21 protein-coding genes are annotated in these 22069 nt (G+C 69.7%); 9 read left to right on the top strand and 12 right to left on the bottom strand.

Annotated features, from left to right (window positions below):
* Positions 1 to 233: 233 nt before the first annotated feature.
* The 3 genes from hpnD (at position 234) to ACSQ3D_RS05685 (ending at position 3550) form a co-directional block, all read left to right on the top strand.
* Positions 234 to 1073: a presqualene diphosphate synthase HpnD gene (gene hpnD, locus ACSQ3D_RS05695; protein WP_056418691.1), complete on the top strand. Its 840-nt coding sequence runs from the start codon at positions 234 to 236 to the stop codon at positions 1071 to 1073.
* Positions 1074 to 1110: 37 nt separating this feature from the next.
* Complete coding sequence (hpnE, locus tag ACSQ3D_RS05690) at positions 1111 to 2430, top strand: hydroxysqualene dehydroxylase HpnE (protein ID WP_436126220.1); 1320 nt, start codon at positions 1111 to 1113, stop codon at positions 2428 to 2430.
* A 106-nt stretch (positions 2431 to 2536) separates the two neighbouring features.
* Complete coding sequence (locus ACSQ3D_RS05685; RefSeq protein WP_056169784.1) at positions 2537 to 3550, top strand: Bug family tripartite tricarboxylate transporter substrate binding protein; 1014 nt, start codon at positions 2537 to 2539, stop codon at positions 3548 to 3550.
* A gap of 26 nt (positions 3551 to 3576) precedes the next feature.
* Here the strand turns inward: ACSQ3D_RS05685 and ACSQ3D_RS05680 are convergent, their stop codons facing one another.
* Entirely contained in the window at positions 3577 to 4062 is a 486-nt protein-coding gene (locus ACSQ3D_RS05680) for a hypothetical protein (RefSeq protein ID WP_056418697.1), read from the bottom strand.
* Between the two features lie 38 nt (positions 4063 to 4100).
* Between ACSQ3D_RS05680 and ACSQ3D_RS05675 the strand changes: the two genes are divergently transcribed.
* The 4 genes from ACSQ3D_RS05675 (at position 4101) to ACSQ3D_RS05660 (ending at position 8374) form a co-directional block, all read left to right on the top strand.
* The gene (locus ACSQ3D_RS05675) at positions 4101 to 4781 is read left to right on the top strand and encodes a response regulator (protein WP_056418699.1); all 681 of its coding nucleotides are present in this window, start codon (positions 4101 to 4103) and stop codon (positions 4779 to 4781) included.
* A gap of 138 nt (positions 4782 to 4919) precedes the next feature.
* On the top strand, positions 4920 to 6344 hold the full coding sequence (locus ACSQ3D_RS05670) for a sensor histidine kinase (protein ID WP_436126219.1): 1425 nt from the start codon (positions 4920 to 4922) through the stop codon (positions 6342 to 6344).
* A gap of 5 nt (positions 6345 to 6349) precedes the next feature.
* Positions 6350 to 7453, top strand: a complete 1104-nt coding sequence (locus ACSQ3D_RS05665; protein WP_436126720.1) for a tripartite tricarboxylate transporter substrate binding protein — start codon at positions 6350 to 6352, stop codon at positions 7451 to 7453.
* Positions 7454 to 7672: 219 nt separating this feature from the next.
* Positions 7673 to 8374, top strand: a complete 702-nt coding sequence (locus ACSQ3D_RS05660) for a DUF899 family protein (RefSeq protein WP_436126218.1) — start codon at positions 7673 to 7675, stop codon at positions 8372 to 8374.
* Between the two features lie 486 nt (positions 8375 to 8860).
* Here the strand turns inward: ACSQ3D_RS05660 and ACSQ3D_RS05655 are convergent, their stop codons facing one another.
* From ACSQ3D_RS05655 to ACSQ3D_RS05605, 11 genes are all read right to left on the bottom strand, one after another.
* A complete protein-coding gene (locus ACSQ3D_RS05655; protein WP_056169798.1) occupies positions 8861 to 9073 on the bottom strand; it encodes a DUF2788 domain-containing protein in 213 nt (70 codons plus the stop codon).
* Complete coding sequence (locus ACSQ3D_RS05650; RefSeq protein WP_436126719.1) at positions 9070 to 9927, bottom strand: DUF2189 domain-containing protein; 858 nt, start codon at positions 9925 to 9927, stop codon at positions 9070 to 9072. The genes ACSQ3D_RS05655 and ACSQ3D_RS05650 overlap by 4 nt, the downstream gene beginning before the upstream one ends.
* A 129-nt stretch (positions 9928 to 10056) precedes the next feature.
* On the bottom strand, positions 10057 to 10761 hold the full coding sequence (locus ACSQ3D_RS05645) for an HAD family hydrolase (protein WP_436126217.1): 705 nt from the start codon (positions 10759 to 10761) through the stop codon (positions 10057 to 10059).
* A 225-nt stretch (positions 10762 to 10986) separates the two neighbouring features.
* A complete protein-coding gene (locus tag ACSQ3D_RS05640) occupies positions 10987 to 12069 on the bottom strand; it encodes a LacI family DNA-binding transcriptional regulator (RefSeq protein ID WP_436126216.1) in 1083 nt (360 codons plus the stop codon).
* Positions 12066 to 13079, bottom strand: coding sequence for a 2-hydroxyacid dehydrogenase (locus tag ACSQ3D_RS05635; RefSeq protein ID WP_436126718.1), 1014 nt, complete (start codon positions 13077 to 13079; stop codon positions 12066 to 12068). Before ACSQ3D_RS05635 ends, ACSQ3D_RS05640 begins: the two co-directional genes overlap by 4 nt.
* 2 nt (positions 13080 to 13081) lie before the next feature.
* Positions 13082 to 14053 (bottom strand): sugar kinase, encoded by a 972-nt coding sequence (locus ACSQ3D_RS05630; RefSeq protein ID WP_436126215.1) that lies wholly within the window; start codon positions 14051 to 14053, stop codon positions 13082 to 13084.
* Positions 14050 to 14805 carry a sugar phosphate isomerase/epimerase family protein gene (locus ACSQ3D_RS05625; protein WP_436126214.1) on the bottom strand — a complete coding sequence of 252 codons (756 nt, stop codon included), beginning with the start codon at positions 14803 to 14805 and terminating at the stop codon, positions 14050 to 14052. Before ACSQ3D_RS05625 ends, ACSQ3D_RS05630 begins: the two co-directional genes overlap by 4 nt.
* Before the next feature lie 81 nt (positions 14806 to 14886).
* A complete protein-coding gene (locus tag ACSQ3D_RS05620) occupies positions 14887 to 15672 on the bottom strand; it encodes an amino acid ABC transporter ATP-binding protein (RefSeq protein WP_436126213.1) in 786 nt (261 codons plus the stop codon).
* A 48-nt stretch (positions 15673 to 15720) separates the two neighbouring features.
* A complete protein-coding gene (locus ACSQ3D_RS05615) occupies positions 15721 to 16527 on the bottom strand; it encodes a transporter substrate-binding domain-containing protein (protein ID WP_396506906.1) in 807 nt (268 codons plus the stop codon).
* A gap of 85 nt (positions 16528 to 16612) precedes the next feature.
* Complete coding sequence (locus ACSQ3D_RS05610; protein WP_056169818.1) at positions 16613 to 17266, bottom strand: amino acid ABC transporter permease; 654 nt, start codon at positions 17264 to 17266, stop codon at positions 16613 to 16615.
* A 12-nt stretch (positions 17267 to 17278) separates the two neighbouring features.
* Positions 17279 to 17950, bottom strand: a complete 672-nt coding sequence (locus tag ACSQ3D_RS05605) for an amino acid ABC transporter permease (RefSeq protein ID WP_056418724.1) — start codon at positions 17948 to 17950, stop codon at positions 17279 to 17281.
* A 149-nt stretch (positions 17951 to 18099) separates the two neighbouring features.
* Between ACSQ3D_RS05605 and hemH the strand changes: the two genes are divergently transcribed.
* Both hemH and ACSQ3D_RS05595 read left to right on the top strand, forming a co-directional pair.
* Entirely contained in the window at positions 18100 to 19215 is a 1116-nt protein-coding gene (gene hemH / locus ACSQ3D_RS05600; protein WP_436126212.1) for a ferrochelatase, read from the top strand.
* Positions 19216 to 19394: 179 nt separating this feature from the next.
* A complete protein-coding gene (locus ACSQ3D_RS05595) occupies positions 19395 to 22025 on the top strand; it encodes a Lon protease family protein (RefSeq protein ID WP_436126211.1) in 2631 nt (876 codons plus the stop codon).
* Positions 22026 to 22069 lie beyond the last annotated feature (44 nt).

The following is a 22069-nucleotide window of genomic DNA, read 5'->3' as shown; positions in this document are numbered from 1 at the left end:
AGTCGCTTCGCGCCTTCCCCCGGGGGGGACGCACCCGGTGGCCTGGCGAAGCCAGTTCCACGGGTGCACTGGCCTGGAGAGTGCCAGTTTCGTAGGCGGCGCGGTGAACGAAGCCTCCGCCACCAAACGGGACGCATCCTGTCTCTGGCACCGCCTCCTTTCCCACGAGAACACGGGCTGCCGGCAATTTGGCTCACCAGCCGCCGCGCCGGCCCATGGGACAATCTCACCCCATGACCCCACAGCAATACGTACAGCAAAAAGCCGTGGCCTCGGGCAGCAGCTTCTACTACGCCTTCCTGTTCCTGCCGGCGCCGCGCCGCGCCGCGATCACGGCGTTTTACGCGTTCTGCCGCGAAGTGGATGATGTGGTGGACGAAGTCTCCGACCCGGGCGTGGCCCGCACCAAACTCGCCTGGTGGCAGGCCGAAGTGGCCAAGTCCTATGCCGGCCAGCCCACCCACCCCGTGATGCAGGCGCTGATGCCGCACACGGCCGAATACGGCATCGAGCAACGCCACCTGCAGGCCGTCATCGACGGCTGCCAGATGGACCTGGAGCAGACGCGCTACCTCGACTTTGCAGGCCTCAAGGGCTACTGCCACCTGGTGGCAGGCATCGTGGGCGAGGTCACGGCGCGCATCTTCGGCCAGACCGACGAGCGCACCACGCAGTACGCCCACACCCTGGGCCTGGCCTTCCAGCTCACCAACATCATCCGCGACGTGGGCGAGGACGCCATGATGGGCCGCATCTACCTGCCCGTCAGCGAACTGCAGCAGTTCGACGTGAAGGCACACGAGATCTTGAAGCGCACGTATTCCGACCGCTTCACCGCGCTGATGCGCTTTCAGGCGGAGCGTGCGCACCGCCTCTACGACGAGGCCCTGGCCCTGCTACCCGCTGCCGACCGCCGCGCGCAAAAGCCCGGCCTCATGATGGCCAGCATCTACCGCACGCTGCTGCGCGAGATCGAGCACGAAAACTTCCAGGTGCTGCACCAGCGCATCCGCCTCACCCCCCTGCGCAAGTTCTGGCTGGCGTGGAAGGTGCAGGCCCTGGGCCGGATGTGAGCGCGTCCCCTCCATCTGAACGACTGGAAGTACTGAGATGAAAGTCGCCGTCATCGGCGCCGGCTGGGCCGGCATGGCTGCGGCCATCGCGCATGCGCAGGCGGGGCGCGATGTCACGGTGTTCGAAGCCGCTCGCACCGTGGGCGGCCGGGCGCGTGCCGTGCCCGCCACCCTGCCAGGGGGCGAGGCTGCCACGCTCGACAACGGCCAGCACATCCTCATCGGCGCCTACGCTGAAAGCCTGCGCCTGATGCGCCTGGTGGGGGTGGACGCCAGCACCGCACTGCTGCGCCTGCCGCTCACGCTGCAGTTTCCGGACGGCCAGGGGTTGCAGCTGCCCGACCTGCCACCACCGCTGGATGCGCTGCTGGGCATCGTGCGTGCCAAGGGCTGGAGCTTTGGCGACAAGCTGGCGCTGCTGCGCACGGCCACCGCGTGGCAATTGAAGAGCTTCCGCTGCCCGCCCGCCACCTCGGTGGCCGACCTGTGCGCGCCGCTCACGCCCCGCCTGATGGCCGAGTTCATCGACCCGCTGTGTGTATCGGCCCTGAACACCCCCGCGCACCAGGCCAGCGGCCAGGTGTTTCTGCGCGTGCTGCAAGACAGCCTGTTCAGCGGGCGCGGCGGCTCCAACCTGCTGCTGCCACGCATTGACCTGGGCGCGCTGTTCCCCGAGCCTGCGGTGCGCTGGCTGACGGCCCAGGGCCGCCACCAGGTCATCACCGGCCAGCGCGCACTGCGGCTGCAGCCGCAGCCCGGGGGACGCTGGCAGGTCATCGGTGCGGCCGGGCTCTTGGGCGCCGCTGACGACGCCCCCGACGTCTTCGACCACGTGACCCTCGCGTGCCCGTCGTGGGAGGCCGGCAGGCTCGTGGCGGCTGTCGCCGGTGAGGCCGGTTTGGCGAGCGCCCGCCCGTGGAGCACGTTGGCAGGCGCCCTGCTTTTTGAGGCCATCACCACGGTCTACGCCCATGCCCCAGGCGCACGCCTGCCCCAGCCCATGCTGGCATTGCGCAGCACGCCGCACAGCCCCGCGCAGTTCGTTTTCGACCGCGGCCAGTTGGACGGCCAGCACGGGCTGCTGGCCTTCGTGGTGAGCGCCAGCGACGGCGAGCGCTCTCACATCGAGCAACAGGTGCTGCAGCAAGCCGCCGCGCAGCTGGGCATCAGCGCCTTGCAGCCCGTGCAGACCGTGGTGGAAAAACGCGCCACCTTCGCCTGCACCCCCGGCCTGGCGCGCCCCGGCCTGCAGGTGCTGCCCGGCCTGACGGCCTGCGGCGACTATGTGGACGGCCCCTACCCCGCCACGCTGGAAGGCGCGGTGCTCAGCGGCACCGCGGTGGCGGCCAGCGTCTGACGGCCGCGCCCCCGGGAAAACCCCAGGCCGACTGACAGCATTCCGAAAGCCCGCAGCGCGCACCATCGCGTTCTGTCATGCCTACCTGGCTTTCTCGGAGACACACATGCCCATCGACCCACAATTCCCCCACCACCTGCACCCCACCCGGCGCCACCTGCTGGGCGCTGGCGGCGCCCTCGCGCTCGGCGGCATGCTGCCCACGCTGGCATCGGCCCAGGCGGCCTGGCCTGCCAAGTCGATCCGCTTCGTCGTGCCGTTTGCACCGGGCGGCAGCTCCGAGATCGTGGCGCGCTCCACCGCGGCCGAGCTGACCAAGACGCTGGGCCAGAGCGTGTTCGTGGACAACAAGCCCGGCGCCGCCGGCAACATCGCGATGTCGGAGGTGGCGCGCGCCGACGACCAGCACACTGTCATCCTGGGCCACATCGGCACGCTGGCCGTCAACCCCTACATCTTCGACAAGCTGCCCTATGACGCCAACAAGGACTTCAAGCCCGTGAGCCTGCTGGCCAAGGTGCCCAGCCTGTACGTGGTGCACCCCGACGTGCCGGCCAAGAACCTCAAGGAGTTCATCGCCTACGCCAAGAAGAACCCCGCCAAGCTCAGCTACGGCTCGGCAGGCAACGGCAGCGCGGGCCACCTCGCGTTCGAATACCTCAAGATGACGGCCGAGATCTTCATGCTGCACGTGCCCTACCGCGGCACCGGCCCCATGATGACCGACCTGCTCTCGGGCCGCCTCGACGCCGCCGCCGTGGGCGCCGCGGCCCTGCTGCCTTTCATCAAGTCGGGCAAGGTGCGCTGCATCGCCACCGGCTCGGCCCAGCGCCTGCCCCAGCTGCCCGACGTGCCCACCGTGGCCGAGCAGGGCTTCCCGGGCTTTGAGATGACGCAGTGGTACGGCATGCTGGCCCCGGCCACCCTGCCCAAGGAGCACCTGGACAAGCTGGCCATCGAAACCGCCAAGGCCGTCAAGGCGCCCGACTCGCTCAAGCGCCTGAACGGCGACGCGGCAGAAGCCATCGGCGGCACGCCCGCACAGTTTGCGCAGTTCATCGCGGCCGAGCAGGCCCGTTGGCAAAAGGTGCTCAAGCGCGCGCAGGTAAAACCAGACTGACCCGGGGCCTTGGCACTGCCCTGGCCTCAACGCAGCAGAGTCCAGAGAATGCTGAGCGCCACCGCATACAGCGCACCGAAGACGGCGCAGGCCGTCAACCAGCCATCGTTGCGCGGCGCCTCGGGCGGTTCACCACCGCCCCAGGCCGCGATCCACCCCATCAGAAAATACGACAGGCCCGCGATGGCTTTGATCAGCATCTCGGGCGCTGCCGCACCGCCTGCGGCGCCGGCCAACGCACCAGCGAGCAACAACGACTGCATCTGCGCAAAAGACTGACCGATGCTCATCCCTACGGCGACGATCAACAGCGCCATCACCAACCCGCACGCCAGCCCCAACAGGCTGCAGGCAGCGCGGAACACCAGGCCCGATGCCCACCAGGTCGCGGTGTCAACCTCACCCGGTACCGCCGACTGGCGCCGCCGAACCTTCGATACCAATCCGTCTTCCTTGCCCATCCGCTGCTCCTGCGCCGTGATCGACAGAGTATGTCCGGTCTCGGCTTTCATGGGCTGCGGTTTCAAGGTGCCGCGTTAGCATCCCACCCATGCGCATCCTCCTGGCCGAAGACGAACACAGCCTGGGCACCTGGCTCAGCCGGGCGCTGGAGCACGCCGGCATTCAGGTGGAATGGGTGAGCGACGGCCGCGTGGCCGACAAGTCGCTGCAGCAGCATGACGACTACGACGCGCTGGTGCTGGACCTGGGCCTGCCGGGCCTGGACGGGCATGCGGTGCTGCAGCGCCTGCGCGATCGGGACCAGCGGCTGCCCACGCTGATCCTCACCGCGCGCGATTCGCTGGACGAGCGCGTGCGGCTGCTCAACGCGGGGGCCGACGACTTTCTGGCCAAGCCCTTCGAGCTGGCCGAGCTGGAGGCCCGGCTGCACGCGCTGGTGCGCCGCGCGCGCGGCACCGACCCACCACGCCTGGCCTGCGGCCCACTGGCCTACGACACCGCCCGCAAGCAGTTCGTGCTGCACGGAGAGCCCCTGGCCCTGTCGCCGCGCGAGCAGGGTGTGCTGCGGGTGCTGGTGCAGCGCAGCGGCGAGCCGTTTTCCAAGCAGCAGATCCTGGACCGCGTGTTCGTGGGCGATGAAGACGTGCACCCCGAGGCGGTGGAAGTGTTCGTGCACCGCCTGCGCAAGCGGCTCGACGGGAGTGGCGTGCGCATCGTCACGCTGCGGGGTCTGGGCTATGCGCTGGAGGCTGGTGATGTTCCCCCCTGAGCCGCTGCGCGTCTTCCCCCCTGGGGGGGGACGCCACCGGTGGACTGGCGGAGCCAGATCCACGGTGGCGCTCGCAGGGACTGAGCGCCCATCGACGGCTGCTGCTGATCGCCATCACGGGGCGTCGCTGTGCCCCTGATGCAGCGCCTTCGCCGTGCCAGCCTCTGGCGCCTTCTCGCCTGCCTGCTGCTGCCGCTGCTGGCGGTGGTGACCGGCGTGGAGCTGTGGATGACGCGGCACGACGCGCTGGAGGCCGCCAACGCGGCGTACGACCGGTCGCTGCTGGGGGCGCTCAAATCCATCGATGCCAACATCTCCACCGCGTCCGGCGGGCTGTCGGCCGAGCTGCCCTACACCATGCTCGAATTCTTTGAGCTCACGGCCAGCGGGCGCGTGTACTTTCGTGTGGCATCGTCCGATGGGCTGGTGGAGCTGGGCAACGCCGACCTGCCCCTGCCGCTTGGCGCGCTGGAGACCGGCGTGCCGCGCTTTTACGACGCCACCTACTTCGGCGAGTCGGTGCGGCTGGCCGCGTACCGCCGCGCGGTGGACGGGCCTGCCGCAGCCACGGGCTCGAACCCCGGCGCGACCACCGCGTCGCCCCCTGAGTCCGCCAGCGTGCTGGTGCAGGTGGCCGAAAGCACGCAGTCGCGGCAGGACTTCACCCGCCGCTTCGTGCGCCGCGCGGCGCTGCGCGACGGCCTGGTGCTGGCGCTGATGGTGCTGGGCACAGGGGCCACGCTGGCCCTGGCGCTGCGTCCCCTGGCCCGCCTGGCCCGCGAGGTCCAGGCCCGCAGCCCCGACGACATGACGCCCATCGCCGGCGATGACCTGCCCGCCGACATCCGCCCGCTGGTCACCGCCGTCAACGCGCAGATGGGCCGCACGCAAGGCCTGGTGGCGCAGCAGCGGCAGTTTCTGGACGACGCATCGCACCAGTTGCGCACGCACCTGACCACGCTGCAGATGCAGATCGACTACGCGCGCCGCGAGCCCGACGCGGCCCGGGTGCAAGACACGCTGGCGGCCCTGGGCAACGAGATCGCGCGCGCCACGCGCAGCACCCAGCAACTGCTGGCCCTGGGCCGCAGCGATACCGCCGCCGTGGACCTGGCCCCGTGCGACCTGGCCGCGCTGCTGCGCACCGTGGCGCTGGAGCTGCTGCCGCAGGCCCGCGCCAAGCAGATCGACTTCGGCATCCACACCGCCACGGCCGACATCGCCGCGGTGGCCGACAGCGGCCTGCTGCGCGAGGCGCTGACCAACCTGGCCGCGAACGCCATCGCCTACACCCCGCAGCGCGGCACCATCACGGTGTCGGCCGCCGGCGACAGCCTGGGCTGGAGCCTGAGCGTGGAAGACAACGGCCCCGGCCTGTCGCCCGAAGAACGCGACGCGCTGGGCCACCGCTACCGGCGCGGCTCGCAGGCCGTGGCCGGCGGATCGGGCCTGGGGCTGGCCATCGCCCGCTCCATCGCCGAGCGCCACCGCGGCCGCCTGCGGCTGGAGGCGCGCAGCGACGGCCCGGGCCTTTTGGCCATACTCTGGTGGCCACGTTCATGAAACATATGGCCCCCGCGCTCCCTACCCTGTCGGATTCGCTGCCCGCGAGGACGCCGTTTTCATCCTGGGGCGGGCCGAACCCGGGCGATACCACCGCGCTGCCGAGCCGCCGAAAGGTGCTGGTCGCAGCGCTGGCTGCGGGCGCAGGCGCCGTCGGCCCCGTGCCGGCCCTGGCGGCGGTGGCCGACGCCTCCACCGAGCCCGCCGAATGCATCGCCCCGTCGCGCCCCGGCGGCGGGTTCGACCTGACCTGCGGCCTGGCCGGGCAGGCACTGCAGGCCGTGCGGCCCACGCGCACGCCGCTGCGCACCCGCTACCTGCCCGGCGGCATCGGCGCGCTGGCATTCGACCAGGTGGCCACCGGACGGCTGGGCGGGCCCGGCACGCTGGTGGCGTTCTCCAGCGGGTCGCTGCTCAACATCGCGCAGGGCCGGTTCGGCCCGCACCCCGTCAGTGCCGTGCGCTGGATCGCGACGCTGGGCACCGACTACGGCGTGGTGGCGGTGCACCGCGATGCGCCCTACCAGCGCCTGCAGGACGTGGCTGCCGCGCTGCGCAAGGACACCAACCGCGTCGTGTTCGGCGCGGGCGGCACGCTGGGCAGCCAGGACTGGATCAAGGCCGCCCAGCTGGTGCGGTCCGCAGGGCAGGATCACAAGCGCATGCGCTTCGTGTCGTTCGAAGGCGGTGGCGAGGCGCTCAAGGCCCTGCGCGGCGGGCACATCGACGTGTTCACCGGCGACGCGGCCGAGGCCATGCAGGCCGCGGCACAGGGCGCACCGCTGCGCGTGCTGGCCGTGTTGTCGAAAGAGCGGCTGGCGGGCAACCTGTCGGGCCTGCCCACGGCCCGCGAGCAGGGCGTGGACCTGATCTGGCCCACCGTCCGGGGCGTGTACATGGCCGCCAGCGCACCAGACGCCGCGGTGCGCGCCTGGACGGCGGCACTGCACGACGCCCTGGCCGCCCCGGGCTATGCCGCCCTGTGTGCCCAGTACGGGCTGTACCCGTTTGCGCTCACGGGCGCAGACCTCGAGGCCTTCGTGCAGCGCAGCCTGGCGGAGTACCGGCGCCTGGCGCAAGACCTCGGCCTGCGGACCTGGGTGCGCTGAGGCCGCGCGATGGCAGCCGTGTAGCGGCGACGTAGCGACGTAGCGACGTAGCGACGTCGGGGCGGCGTGGCGGCGTGGCGGCGTGGCGGTGCGCAGCCGCAGCCCTGAAGGACTGCGCCTGCACGGCACTACAGGCTTTTCCTACTTGCCGCCTGGGCACACCGGGCGAGGCTGCATGAACAGACCGCCCCACGCACACGCCGACCACCGGAGAAGCCCATGTCCGACCATCTGACGCCGGCCACCGAACTGGCCCGCCACGCCCACACCCCCTTCCCCGGCGCATCGCCGCAGTACGAGTCAGCGCGCCGCGCCCTGCTGGCCGACGAGATCGAATTGCGCCGGCACATGACGCGCGTGGCCGAGCAGCGGCGCGCCCTGCCACCCGGCCCGGTGATCCGCAAGGACTACCGCTTCAAGGACGAGCATGGGGCCGATCTGGGCCTGGCCGACCTGTTCGGCGACAAGACCACCCTGATCACCTACTTCTGGATGTACGGGCCGCAGCGCGAGCGCCCCTGCCCCATGTGCACCAACTGGCTGGGCGCGGTCAACGGCAATGCCGCCGACGTGCAGCAGAAGGCAGCCCTGAAGGTGCTGGGCCGCTCACCGGTGGAGCGCCAGCTGGCGTTTGCGCAGGAGCGCGGCTGGCGGGACCTGCGCTTTGTACAGACCGTGGGCGACGACTACGCCCAGGACCTGGGCATCCTGCTGCCGGACGGCAGCGAGTACCCCGCGCTCATCGTGTTCCAGCGCACAGGCAGCGAGGTGCGCCTGTTCTGGGCCAGCGAAATGACGCGCGAGATGGCAGACCCCGGCCAGGACCCGCGCGATGCACCGGACATCGCCGCGTTGTGGTCGCTGCTGGACCTGACGCCCGAAGGGCGCGGCAAGGACTGGTATCCCAAGCTCAGCTACTAGCCGGCCCGCACAGCCCCTCTTTGATCTGCCGTCCACCGGCTTTCACTTGCCACACCACCCTATTACCGGCGCCCCATCATGCCGCCGGAGCACGCACCCGCCATGCCAAGAATTCGCTATTTGCCCCCTACCCTGGCAAGGCTCCATGGCCCTCTCAGCCGCCGCCGCGGCCCGCCCCGCAGCCACGTACCGCAGTCGCACCTGGGCGCTGGTTGGTGGGCGCCCCGCACCAGCCAGCTGGCACGGCACGCTGTGCATGCCGACGGCCTGCCCGCCAGTGCCTACTGGCCTGCGCCGCAAGGATGGCGGGGCCCCGCCCAACCGCGCGTCGCTGCATCGGCAGGGTTGTTGCGCCAGGCCGCACGCCAGGCACAGCACCGGCGCACCGCCACGCGCAGCCCATCATCGAGCCGACCCGTGCGGTCCACATTGCGCAAGCCCAAGGCTGGTTGAGCACAACGCCTCGGTGGCACTTCTGCTGCCGGTCTACTTTTCAAGCCACCACTGGATGACCACCTTGGCCAGGAAACCGATGAAGCCCACGCCCAGCCCCAGAAACAGCACGAAGGTGCCGAACCGGCCGGCCTTGGACTCCCACGCCAGCTGGCCGATGATGAACAGCATGTACGCGATGAACGCGCCCACGCCGTAGGTCAGAAAGAAGCCCGATATCTGCGCCTCGGTGAAGCCGAAGATCACGGCGCCACCCCGCTGTCGCGTGGTGCAATCGCGCCGGCATCCCGCTCGGGCAGGCTCGACGCATCCACCAGGTCCCTGTACGCATGCCAGCTGGCGTGGCCCAGCATGGGCATCACAGCGACCAGGCCGAGCAGCAGCGAACCCAGCCCCAGCAGCGTGAAGCCAAGGATCAGCGCCGCCCAGAACGCCATGGGCAGCGGGTTGCACAGCACGGCCTGCCAGCTGGTCAGCACCGCCTGCCGCAGCGTGGCACGCCGGTCCAGCAGCAGCGGCATGGCCACCACGCTGGACGCAAAAATCGGCGCCGCCATCAGGCTGCCCAGCGCCAGCCAGATCTCGAACAGCCAGCCCTCGCGGGCCAGCACTACATAGCGCAAAAAGTCGAGCGGCGTGGCGATGGGCACGGGCGCCAGCAACGTGATGAGCGCGGCCGACGTCAGCACCCAGCCCGTGGCGGCCAGAGCCAGCAGTGCGCCGAACTGCAGCATGCACCAGTAGTCGCTGCCCCACTTTTTGGTGTGGTGGTTCTGCCAATTGAGCCAGGTCTTGAGCACCACGCCCCAGGTGGCGGGCTCGGCCCGCTCCAGCGCGCGGCTCAGCGCATACAGGCTGGTGGCCAGCACCGGCGCCACCACCAGAAAGCCCGACAGCGCCCCGGCCAGCAGCCAGAACCGGTGGTGGCCCACTGCCAAGATCGCGGCGCCGACCAGCGCCAGTACCAGCCCGTGCGCAAAGCTCACCCAGCCCGCGCGGCCCATGTCGCGCCAGGCCAGCACCAGCCAGGTCATGGGCTGCATGAGCCCGATGGTGCGCACGGTAGGCAAGGCAGGCAGGTCAGGGGGGTTTCGCGGCATGGCCTGCAGTGTGGCCGGGCCGCTGGCCACGATCAAGGCGGCGGATACGGCGTCTGGCGTGTTCTTGACCTGGGACAAGAAAATGCCCCGTCGCGCGGGGCATGGTGCATTGACGGCGCAGCTACAGCGTCAGGCCAGCAGCCGGCACAGTTCGGTCAGGCTGCTCACCGTAGCGTGCGGCGGCGTGTCGTACGGCCAGGCGGCTTCGGCAGGGTTGAGCCACACGGCCTGCATGCCGGCATCCATGGCGCCGCGTGCATCCAGCGTGGCGTCGTCGCCCACGTGCAGTACCTCGTGCGGCTGCACCTGCACGGCCTGCGCAGCCGCCTGGAAGATGCGTGCATCGGGCTTGGCCACACCGAGCACCGACGCACTCAGGCTGTCCTTGAAGTAATGGCCGATGCCCACCTTGTGGATGTCGGCATTGCCGTTGGACACCGCCACCACCGGGTAGCGCGACGACAGGAAGGCCAGCGTCTCGTGCGCATCGTCGAACAGCGTCACGCGCTGGCGCTCGGCAAAGAACAGATCGAACGCAGGCTCGGCCAGCGCGCCATCGTCGCCCGCCTGGGTCAGTGCCAGGCGGATGGATTCGCGGCGCAGCGCGCTCAGGTCGTGCTGCAGGTCGGGCCGCAGGTTCACCATCTGGTTGCGGATGGCGCGCAGCGCCTCGGTGCTCTGAAACAGGCGCGCCGTGGCGGGCGCGTGCTCGGTCATCCACTGCAGCAGCACGGCTTCGGCCCGCTCGATGGTGGGCCAGATGGGCCACAGCGTGTCGTCCAGGTCGATGGTGATGGCGCGGATGCGGGGGATGTCCAGGGAGGGAGTCAGCACGGGGGCGCACCTGCAGAAAATCAGCGTGGGTGGAGGGCCCGGCGGGGGGCCGGACTGCGATGGCACAGCATAACGCAGCGATTTGCTGCGGCGGATGGACTGCGCTGTGCGAGGCTTCGACAAGCTCAGCCCGAACGGCATGGGGTGAACGGTATGGGGCGGTGGTACGGACAGGCTGGTACCGGGTAGGCGGTATGCAATCGAATGACGGACCGCCAATCCCGATCACACGCCCAGTGACGAACCCCGCACGATCAGCGTGCCCGGCAGCAGGTTCTCACGCACGGCGCCCTGCAGCCCGCCAATGCGCTCCAGCAGGCACTGGGCGGCGCGCTGGCCGATGGCGTCGGTCGGCTGGGCCACGGTGCTCAACCCCGGGCGAATCAGCGGCGCCCATTCGGGGTCGTCGAAACCCACAAAGCCCAGCTCCTGCCCGAAGGTCCACTGCAGCCTTGCCACCGCCGCCGCCACGCGCAGCGTGACGACCGAGTTGCCGGCCACCACGGCGCAGCGCCCCTTTGCAACGTTTGCAACGTTTGCACCGGCACGTTCGCGAAAGTCCGCCAGCGCCCGGGCCAGGGCGTCCTCGCCCTGCTGCGCATCGATCTCCAGCACCTCGCCGCGCACATTTGGACCCTGCGCCGAAATGCACGCCCGAAACGCCGCGGTGCGCTCCAGCCGCGAGCTCACGCCCTGCAGGGGCTGGGTGACATACAGCAGGCTCTGCCAGCCCTGCGCCACGAGGTGCGCGCAGGTTTCGCGCATGGCCGCTTCATTGTCCAGCGCCACAAAATCCGCGTCGAGGCCCGCGTGCCGGCGGTCCACCAGCACCGCGGGCTTGCCGTGCAGCGTGTTCACGTCGGCCAGGCCCTCGCCCTGCCCCAGCGTGTTGAGGATGAATCCGTCCACCTGGTAGCTCGCCAGCGCATCGATGGCCGCGCGCTCGCGTTCGCGGTCGTTGCCCAGGTTGAACAGCATCACCAGGTAGCCTGCCTCCTGGCACGCCTTTTCGGCGCCGCGCAGCACGGCCACCGAATACGGGTTGGTGATGTCGGCCACCACCAGGCCGATGAGGCGCGAGCGGCCGTGGCTGAGCGCCTGGGCCATGGGGCTGGGCACGTAGGCCAGCTTGGCGATGGCGGCCTCGACGCGGGCTGCGATGTCGGGGCTGAGCAGGCGCTCGCGGTGGTTGAAGTAGCGCGACACCGTGGCCTTGGACACGCCCGCCTCGGCCGCGACATCGGCGATGGTGGGGCGGGCGCGGGGCGTGCCGGGTGTCGCGGATGGTGCGGGTGTCGGTGAGGTCATGCTTGCGCGGCGTTATACACGGCGGCGGGCCGATCACCGGCCAGCGCCTGCAGCAAGTTGGTGGTGGCCAGCACGGCCATGGCGTGGCGCGTGCCGTGCGTGGCCGAGCCGATGTGCGGCAGCGGCGTCACCCGCGGGTGGGTGCGCAGGGGCGAGTCGAGCGGCAACGGCTCGGTGGCAAACACATCCAGGCCCGCTGCGCGCAGCGTGCCGTGGTCGAGAGCGTGCAGCAGGTCCTGCTCGACCACCGTGGCGCCGCGCCCGCCGTTGATGAAGATGGCGCCGGGCTTCATGGCGGCAAAGACGTCGGCATTGACCAGGCCCCGCGTGCTGCCAGACAGCGGCAGCATGGCCACTACAAAATCGGGCTGCGCCAGCAGTTCGGCCAGCGGCAAGTGCGCAGCCTTGCCCACCAGTTCAGGCGCAGTGGCGGCCAGGTCCACCGGCCGGCGCGCGTGGTAGACCACGGGCATGCCAAAGCCCAGCGCCGCACGGCGCGCGATGGCCTGGCCGATGCGGCCAAAGCCCAGCAGCCCCAGCGTCTTGCCATGCACATCGCTGCCGAACAGGTCTTCGCCGATGTTCTTGGTCCAGCGGCCCTCGCGCACCAGTTGCGCCAGCTCCACCACGCGACGGCTGGTGGCCATGAGCAGGGCGAACACGGTGTCGGCCACGGTTTCGTCCAGCACGCCGGGCGTGTGGCACAGCACGATGCCGCGGGCCTGCAGTGCGTCGAGGGCGTAGTTGTCCACGCCCACCGACACGCTGGAGACCACCTCCAGCCGGGGCGCCCGCGCCAGCAGCGCGGCATCGACGGGGTAGCTCGACCCGATGAGCCCCTGCGCCTGGCCCAGCGCTGCGTCGAACAGTGCACGCTCTTCGGGCTTGCGCGGATTGGCCACCGTCACGTCGTGCAGGGCCTGCAGGCGCGCCAGCTGATCGGGCGGCAGTTCACGAAAGACCAGCACCTTCTTGCGCTCGGGCCTGCCCTGCACCGCCGGTGCGGACACGTTCACAGGCCGGCCTCCTGCAGCTGCGCCCGCGTGGGCAGGCCTTCGGTGTCGCCCAGCACCTGCACCGCCCGCGCGCCAATCCAGGCGCCGCGGCGCACGGCCGCGGGCACGGGCAAGCCTTCGAGCAGTGCGCTGATGACGCCCACCGCAAAGCCATCACCCGCGCCCACGGTGTCCACCACCTGGGCTACGGGCACGCCGGGCACGCGGCCGGTCCCGGCCACGTCGCTGTCGTAATAGGCGCCCTCGGGCCCGAGCTTCACGACCACCAGCCTGGCGCCGCGCTCGCGGTAGAAGCGCGCCACGCCTTCGGGCGTGGTTTCGCCGGTCAGGAACACGCCCTCTTCCAGGCCCGGCAGCACCCAGTCGGCATAGCCGGCCAGGGTGTTGATCCAGTGGCGCATGGCCTCGGGCGATGCCCAGAGCGTGGGGCGCAGGTTGGGGTCGAACGAGATGGTGCGACCCGCGGCGCGCGCGACCTCCAGCGTGCGGATGGCCGCCTGCAGGCTGGTGTCCGAGATGGCCGCGAACACGCCCGTGGCGTGCAGGTGGCGCGCAGACCGCAGCCAGGGCTCGTCCACATCGGCCGGCCCCATCTGGCTGGCGGCCGAGCCCTTGCGGTGGTATTCGACCTGCGGGTCGCGCCCGTCGGTCACGCGTTCCTTGAACTGAAAGCCCGTGCGCTGGGCCGCATCGCACACCACGTGCGAGCAGTCGATGCCTTCGCCGCGCATGGCGGCCAGCAGCGCGCGGCCCATGGAGTCGGTGCCCAGGCGGCTGGCCCAGCCCACCTTCAGGCCCAGGCGTGCCAGGCCAATGGCCACGTTGGTCTCGGCCCCCGCGGTGCGCTTGTGAAAGCCCGTGGCGTTCTCCAGCGGTCCGGGCTCGTTGGCCACCAGCAGCAGCATGGCTTCGCCGAACAGCGCCACGTCGAATGTGGTGTCGTTGGATTTGGAAACAGCGTCGCTCATGCAGCACCTCGCACGGCACGGATGAAGTCCACCTGCTCGCGCGTGACGGCCACCAGGTCGTCGCCCGCCAGCGGGTATTCGATGGCATGCGGCGCATCGGCCGGCAGCGCGCGCAGCACGGCACGCCAGGGCGCCACCGACTCCGCCAACGGCACCGCGATCCACTTGGCCGGCAGGCGCTGCACGCCCTTGCAGTGCACGTAGCGCACATGCTGTGCCAGGGCCTGCGCGGCCTGCAGCGGGCATTCGCCCTGCCAGTGCCAGTTGCCCATGTCGAAGGTCATGCCCAGGTCGAGCCCGGCCTGCGCCTGCGCGGCAAAGAACGCCTGCAGGGCGGCCAGGGTGCCGGCCGTGGCGGTCTGGTCGTTCTCGATGACCAGCTCCACCTGCGGGGCCGCTGCCAGCAGCGCCTTCAGCTGCTGCAGCGATGTCTGCGATGTCTGCAAGCTCGCACCAAAGCCGCCGATGGACATCTTCAGCCGCGGTGCGTGCAGCACGCGCGATGCGTGAATGCCGCGCTGCAGGGCGGCCTCGTCCAGCAGACCGTCATGGGTCCACAGCCCTTCGGGGCTGGAGTACACCGCGGCCCGGCCGGCCAGCGCGGGCAGCTCGGTGGCGGCATCGCGCAGCAGCTCGCCGCGCACTTCCACGCCGTCGGCGCCCGCCTGGCGGGCCAGGTCGGTGCACCACAGCTGGCCGTGGCGCCCGGTTTCGGCGGCGCCGAAGGAGGACAGGGAAATCAATACCTTCATGGGTGTTCTTTCAAGCCCGTGGATCGGGCTTTCACAGGGCTTGGTGTCTGTCGGGACTTGCGCCACCAACGCTCAGCCCATTCAGTGGGCGTTGTGCGAGCTCAATATCTGGCCCAGGAACTGGCGGGTCTTCTCATGCTGCGGCTGGCCGAAGAACTGCGCAGGCGGGGCCTGCTCCAGAATTTTTCCTTCGGCCATGAAGATCACGCGGTCGGCCACGCTGCGCGCAAAGCCCATCTCGTGCGTCACACACAGCATGGTCATGCCGTCCTCGGCCAGGCCGATCATGGTGTCCAGCACTTCCTTGACCATCTCCGGGTCCAGCGCCGACGTGGGCTCGTCGAACAGCATCACCTTGGGGGCCATGCACAGCGCGCGGGCAATGGCCACGCGCTGCTGCTGCCCGCCCGACAGCTGGCTGGGGTGCTTGTGCGCCTGCTCAGGGATGCGCACGCGCGTGAGGTACTTCATGGCGACCTCTTCGGCCTCGGCCTTGCTCATGCCGCGCGACCGCATGGGCGCCAGCGTGCAGTTCTCCAGGATGGTGAGGTGCGGGAACAGGTTGAACTGCTGGAACACCATGCCCACCTCGGCACGCACCGCGTCCACGTTCTTGCCGCCGGCGGTGAGGTCGATGCCGTCGACCACGATGCGGCCCTTTTGCACCGTCTCCAGTCGGTTGATGCAGCGAATCAGCGTGGACTTGCCCGAGCCCGACGGCCCGCAGATCACGATGCGCTCGCCGGCCCGCACCGACAGGTCGATGTCGGTCAGCACCTGAAAGCTGTCGTACCACTTGTTCACACCCTCCATCGTGATGATGGGGGGTGCACCGGCGGTGGTCGTCGTCGTGGCTGCGTCCGTCATTGTCAAAGGCTCCTGGGGTGGCTGGGGCTCACGCTCAAGCGATATGGATTACTGAAGCTTGGGCAGATCCGCGCCCAGCCACTTTTGATACAGCTTGTTCAGCTCGCCGTTGGCCGTGTTGCGCGCCACGAAGTCGTTCACGGCGCGGGTCAGCTCGTCCTGGCCGGGGCGCAGGGCGATGCCCATGGCCTGCTGCAGCAGGTTGAACTTGTTCTCGAAGGTGTTGGCGGGCACGCGCTTGGCGATCTGTGCGGCCACGGTGACCGAGCAGCCGATGGCATCGACCTGGCCGGAGATCAGCGCCTGCATGGCCGATGCGTCGTCGTCGAAGCGGCGGATCTCGGTGCCCTCGGGCGCGGCCTTGGTCACGGCCACATCCTGCGTGCTGGCACGGGCCACGCCCACGCGCACGCCCTTCAGGTCCGCCGCGCTCTTGATGGCGCTGCCGGTCTTGCCGTACAGCACGATGGTGGCGGCCGCGTAGGGCTGCGAGAACTGCACCTGCTTGGCGCGCTCGGGCGTGATGGCGAGCGACGCCACCAGCACATCGACCTTGTTGGTCAGCAAAAACGGAATGCGGTTGGGGCCGGTGACGGGCACGATGTTGGCTTTGACGCCCAGCTCCTTGGCCAGCAGCTTGGCCACGTCGGCGTCGTAGCCGTCAGGCTGGTTCTGCGCGTTGGTCGTGCCGTAGGGCGGAAAGTCCACCAGCATGCCGATGGTGAGCTCGCCCTTCTTCTTGATGTCGGCCACGGACTGTGCCGAGGCCAGCGGCGCAAACGCCGTGAGCGCGGCGCCCAGGCCCAGTGCGGCCAAGGCGGTGGTGACGGTGCGGCGGTGCAGAGAAAAGGTCATGGCATGTCTCCTGGTAGTGGTTGTGAACGAGAGATAAAAAAGCAATGAATGAACGAAGGCGCTGTTGGCGTTGGCGGCGCTGCCGTCAGCGCGCGAGCGCCCGGGCCCGCTTGCGCTCCATGCGCGCCGCCAGCAGCGACAGCGGCCAGCAGATCACGAAGTACAGCGCCGCCACGGTCGTGAACACATGCAGCGGCTGGAAGGTCGCGTTGTTGATGATCTGCCCGGCCCGCGTGATCTCGGTGAAACCGATGATGGCGGCCAGCGAGGTGCCCTTGATGATCTGCACCGTGTAGCCCACGGTGGGCGGCAGCGCGATCTTGAAAGCCTGCGGCAGCACCACGAAGCGCATGCGGTTGATGTAGCTCAGGTTCAGGGCCTGCGCGGCCTCCCACTGGCCGCGCGGCACCGCCTCGATGCAGCCGCGCCAGATCTCGGCCAGGAACGCCGCGCTATTGAGCACCAGCGCCACACCCGCCGCCACCCAGGGGTTGATGTCCAGGCCCAGCACCGGCGCGCCGAAGAAGATCAAAAACAGCTGCAGCAGCAGCGGCGTGCCCTGAAACACCTGGATGAACACCCGCGACGCATTGCGCGCCACGGCGTTTTCAGACGTGCGCGACAGCGCCACCACCAGGCCCAGCAGCGCCCCGCCCACGAACGCGATGGCCGACAGCGCCAGCGTCCACTGCGCGGCCTGCACGATGAAGAGGAATTCGGAGAGTCCGAAGGTACGCATGACTTGATTTCCTCAGCGACGGTCGGGGTAGTTGAGCGCGCGCTGGTAGATCAGCTTGAACAGCGCCGAGAACGACAGCGCCAGCGCCAGGTAGATCACCGCCACCACGATGTAGATCTCGAAGCTGCGAAACGTCTGCGACTGCAGGTTGGCCGCCACCGACGTCAGGTCGTCCGCCGAGATCACCGACACCACGGCCGAGCTGAGCATCAGCAAAATGAACTGGCTGGTGAGCGCGGGGTAGATGGCCTTGAGCGCGGGCTTCAGGATGACGAAGCGAAAGATCTCCCAGGGCTTCAGGTTGAGCGCCTTGCCCGCCTCGATCTGCCCCTTGGGAATGGACTCGATGCCCGCCCGCACGATCTCAGCCGCGTACGCCCCCAGGTTGACCACCATCGCGGTCAGCGCCGCCGTGTAGGGCGACCAGCGCAGGCCGATGGAGGGCAGCGCGAAGAAGAAAAAAAACAGCTGCACGATGAACGGCGTGTTGCGGATGACCTCGATGTACGCATTGATCAAGAACCGCAGCCACGCGGGCCCGCCCGTCTTGCCCCAGGCGCAGAACACGGCCACCACCAGCCCCAGCACGGTGGCGGTGAGTGACAGCTGCACGGTGATCCACGTGCCTTTGAGCAGCAGCGGCCATGCGGCAAAAACGGCGTCGAACTGGAACTGGTAATTCACGGCGTGGGTGGTTCGGATGGAATGCGCAGAGTTTATGAAACCGGTTTCATAGCCGCATTGGGGATTACCCGACTGCCGTCAAAACGGCCCCTGCGATGGCGTTGAAGCCCTGTTGGACACCAGGCACCACGCGTGGGCGAAAATGCCGCATGCCCTCCTTCCGCCCCGAACCCCCTTACACCCACGGCCAGGCCGAGCGAACCGCAGTGCTGCTGTGCAACCTGGGCACGCCCGACGCAGCCACCGCGCCCGCCGTGCGGCGTTACCTGGCGCAGTTCCTGGGCGACCACCGCGTGGTGGAGATCCCCAGGCTGGCGTGGCTGCCCATCCTGCACGGCATCATCCTGCGCACCCGCCCCGCCAAGTCGGCCGCCAAGTACGCCAGCATCTGGACGGCCGAAGGCTCGCCCCTGGCGGTGTGGACGGCCAGGCAGGCCACGCTGCTGCGCGGCTGGCTGGGCGAGGCCGGGCACGCGGTGCTGGTGCGCCACGCCATGCGCTACGGCAACCCCTCCATCGACAGCCAGCTCGACGCCTTGAAGGCCGAAGGCGCCACGCGCATCCTGATCCTGCCGCTGTACCCGCAGTACTCCGGCACCACCACCGCCAGCCTGTTCGACGCGGTGTACGCCTGGGCCGCACGCACCCGCCACGTGCCCGAGCTGCGCTTCGTCAACCGCTACCACGACGCCCCCGGCTACATCGACGCGCTGGCCCGCACCATCGAAACCCACTGGAAGCACCACGGCCAGCCCGACCAGCTGGTGATGAGCTTTCATGGCGTGCCCGAGCGCACCCTGCACCTGGGCGACCCCTACCACTGCGAGGCCCGCAAGACCGGCCGCCTGCTGGCCGAGCGCCTGGGCCTGCGCGAAGAGCGCTACCGCATCACCTTCCAGTCGCGCTTTGGCAAGGCCAAGTGGCTGGAGCCCTACACCCAGCCCACCATCGAGGCGCTGGGCAAGGCCGGCACGCGGCGCGTGGACGTGGTGTGCCCGGGCTTTACCAGCGACTGCCTGGAGACGCTGGAAGAAATCAACATGGAAGTGCGCGAGGCTTTCCTGCACGCGGGCGGCCAGGAGTTTCACTACATCCCGTGCCTGAACGACAACAACCACTGGATCACCGCCCTGTCGCGCATCGCCCAGCAGCACCTGGCCGGCTGGCCCACCGAGATGCCCGGCGCCGCAGCCCTGGCCGACGCCAAAAGCCGTGCGCTGGCCGGTGGCGCCCCTGCGGGCCAATGCCCGGTGGCGCGCGGCTGAGGCCCAGGCCCGCACGCGGTCTGACCGTGGCCCGCTCAGACCAGCGCCCAGACCGCCCTTCGGATTACTATCATTTTGATAGCTGCTACCACCCTACCATCCAGCGGTAGGCAGCTATTTGACTTCATAACCCCAAGCAGGCGCCGTGTGACGCACCCGCCTGCCGCCCGCCCGCCCCCATGCCCGCCTTGCCCCTTGCTCCCCACCAGCTGCGGCTGACCATCGACCCCTCCACCCTCGGCTTTGCCAGCACCGCCGAGCTGCAAGACCTGCCCCTGCCCTGGATCGGCCAGGAGCGCGCCCACGCCGCCGCGCAGTTCGGGCTGAACATGCTGCAGCCCGACTACCACCTGTTCGTGCTGGGCGAAGTGGGCAGCGGCCGCGCGTCGCTGCTGCGCCAGGCCATGCAGACGGCCGCCGCCGCGCGGCCCGTGCCACCCGACCTGTGCTACCTGCACAACTTCGACCAGCCCGACCGCCCCCGCGCCCTGCGCCTGCCGCCCGGCCAGGGCCGCGTGCTGCGCCAACGCATGGCCGACATGGGCAAGAACCTGCAGGCCGACATCCCGCGCCGCCTGGCCAGTCCCGACTTCAAGGCCGACGCCGAGCGCATCGAGCAGGCCTGGCAAGAGCAGGAGCGCAGCGCGTTCGCCACGCTCGACGCCTTTGCCGAAGCCCGCCAGGTGCGCCTGTCGCGCGAGAACGGGCAGATGGTGTTCACCCTCATCGGCCCCGGCGGCCTGCCGCTGTCCGAAGCCGAAGCCCGCGCCCTGCCCCGCGAGCGCCGCGCCGAGATCGACACCGCCGAACACGCGCTGCGCGCCGAGATCACCCGCTTCATCGAGACCACCCGCCCGCTGGAGCGCGCCCGCGACGAGGCCCTGGCCCAGTTGCGCCGCCAGACCGTGCAGCCGCTGGTGCAGCACGCCCTGCACGACATCCGCCAGGGCCTGAGCGAGCCCGTCATCAAGGACGCCGTGAAGCTGGGCCAGTGGCTGGACCAGGTGGAACACGCTGTGCTGCAGAACATCGAACTTTTCGAGAGCGGCGACGACAGCGATGCCGGCGACGATCGCAATGACCGGAACGGTAACGACGGCAGCAGCAGCAACAACAGCAACAGCGAAGACGCCGAGCAGGACCGCCAGGACGCGCTCGACGACCTGCTGGCGCGCTGCAGCGTGAACCTGGTGGTGGACCACCACGGCCAGACCACCGCCCCTGTGCTGGTGGAAGACCACCCCACCCTGCGCAGCCTGTTCGGCGGCATCGAGCACGGCAGCGATTCCGACACCGTGCAGGCCGACCATGCCGCTATCCACGCGGGCAGCCTGCTCAAGGCCCATGGCGGCTTCATCTTGCTGCACTTGTACGACCTGGCCGCCGAAGAAGGCCTGTGGGCGCGCCTGCGCCGCTTTCTGCGCTGCGGCCGGCTGCAGATCGACGAAGGCAATGCCGGATCACATGCAGGCGGCGGTGGTGGCGGCGGAGGCGGCGGTGCTGCCGCGGCCCTGCAGCCCGAGCCCGTGGATGTGGACGTCAAGATCGTGCTCATCGGGTCGGTGGACGAGTACTACGCCATGCAAGAGTCCGACCCCGACGCCGCACGCCGCTTTCGCGCCAAGGTGGACTTTGCCGAGCGCTTTGCCGCCACGCCCGCCACGCGCCAGGCCACCGCGATCTTCGTGGCGCACAGCTGCCAGCGGCGCGGCCTGCCCCACTTTGCGGCCGGCGCCGTGGCCCTGCTGCTGGAGCAGACCCACCGCGACGCCGACGACCAGGGCCGCCAGAGCGCGCTGTTCGCCCACACCGAGGCCCTGCTCATCGAAAGCGCCGCCCTGTGCCGCGCCCGCGGCGGCGCGCTGGTGGAGGCGCCCGACGTCGCGGCCGCGCTGGCCGCCCAGCGCCTGCGCCACAACTACCCCGAAGAGCAGCTGCACGAATCCATCACCGAGGGCGAGCGCCTGATCACCCTGCAGGGCGCCGTCACCGGCCAGATCAACGCCATGACGCAGATCGACCTGGGCGACTACCGGTTCGGCTTTCCGGTGCGCATCACCGCGCGCACCTTTGCCGGGCAAGAGGGCCTGCTCAACATCGAGCGCGAGGTCGACATGTCCGGCCCCATCCACGACAAAGGCGTGCTCATCCTGCACAGCTACCTGACCGCGTTGTTCAGCCACGTGGCGCCACTGGCGCTCAATGCGTCCATCGTGTTCGAGCAGGAATACAGCGGCGTAGAGGGCGACTCCGCATCGTGCGCCGAGCTGTACGCCCTGCTGTCCAGCCTGTCGGGCCTGCCCCTGCACCAGGGCATTGCCGTGACCGGCGCGCTGAACCAGCACGGCGAGGTGCTGCCCGTGGGCGGCATCAACGAAAAGATCGAAGGCTGGTTCCAGGCCTGCGTGGCCGCCGGCCTGGACGGCACCCAGGGCGTGCTGATCCCCACCCGCAACCGCCGCCACCTGATGCTGGACCGCAGCGTGCTCGACGCCGTGGAGCGCGGCCTGTTCAGCGTGTACACCATGGGGCATGTGAGCGAGGGCATTGCGTTGCTGACCGGCGAGGCATCGGGGATGAGCCCGGCGGAGTTGCTGAGCCCCGTGGCCGATGCCCATGGGAATGCCCGTGAGAATGCCGCCCATGCCCCCCATGCTGCGGGCGCTGCGGGCGCTGCGGGCGTTGCGGATGTGCAGGCGACGGCCGTGGAAGCCACGGTGCTGCAGCGGGCCGAGCAGACGCTGCGGGCGTACCGGCGGGCGTGCCAGACTGCGGGGTACACCCGGCGGGCAAGGGGCCAGGGACGGTGAACGGATGCCCGGCGTGTGCGATAAAGTCGTCACTCGACCTTCCC

Origin of the sequence: Acidovorax sp. LjRoot117 (genome assembly GCF_964252695.1) — a bacterium.
Classification (GTDB): domain Bacteria; phylum Pseudomonadota; class Gammaproteobacteria; order Burkholderiales; family Burkholderiaceae_C; genus Acidovorax.
Note: the sequence above shows the minus strand (reverse complement) of the source record. Positions and strands in the feature narration are given on the sequence as shown.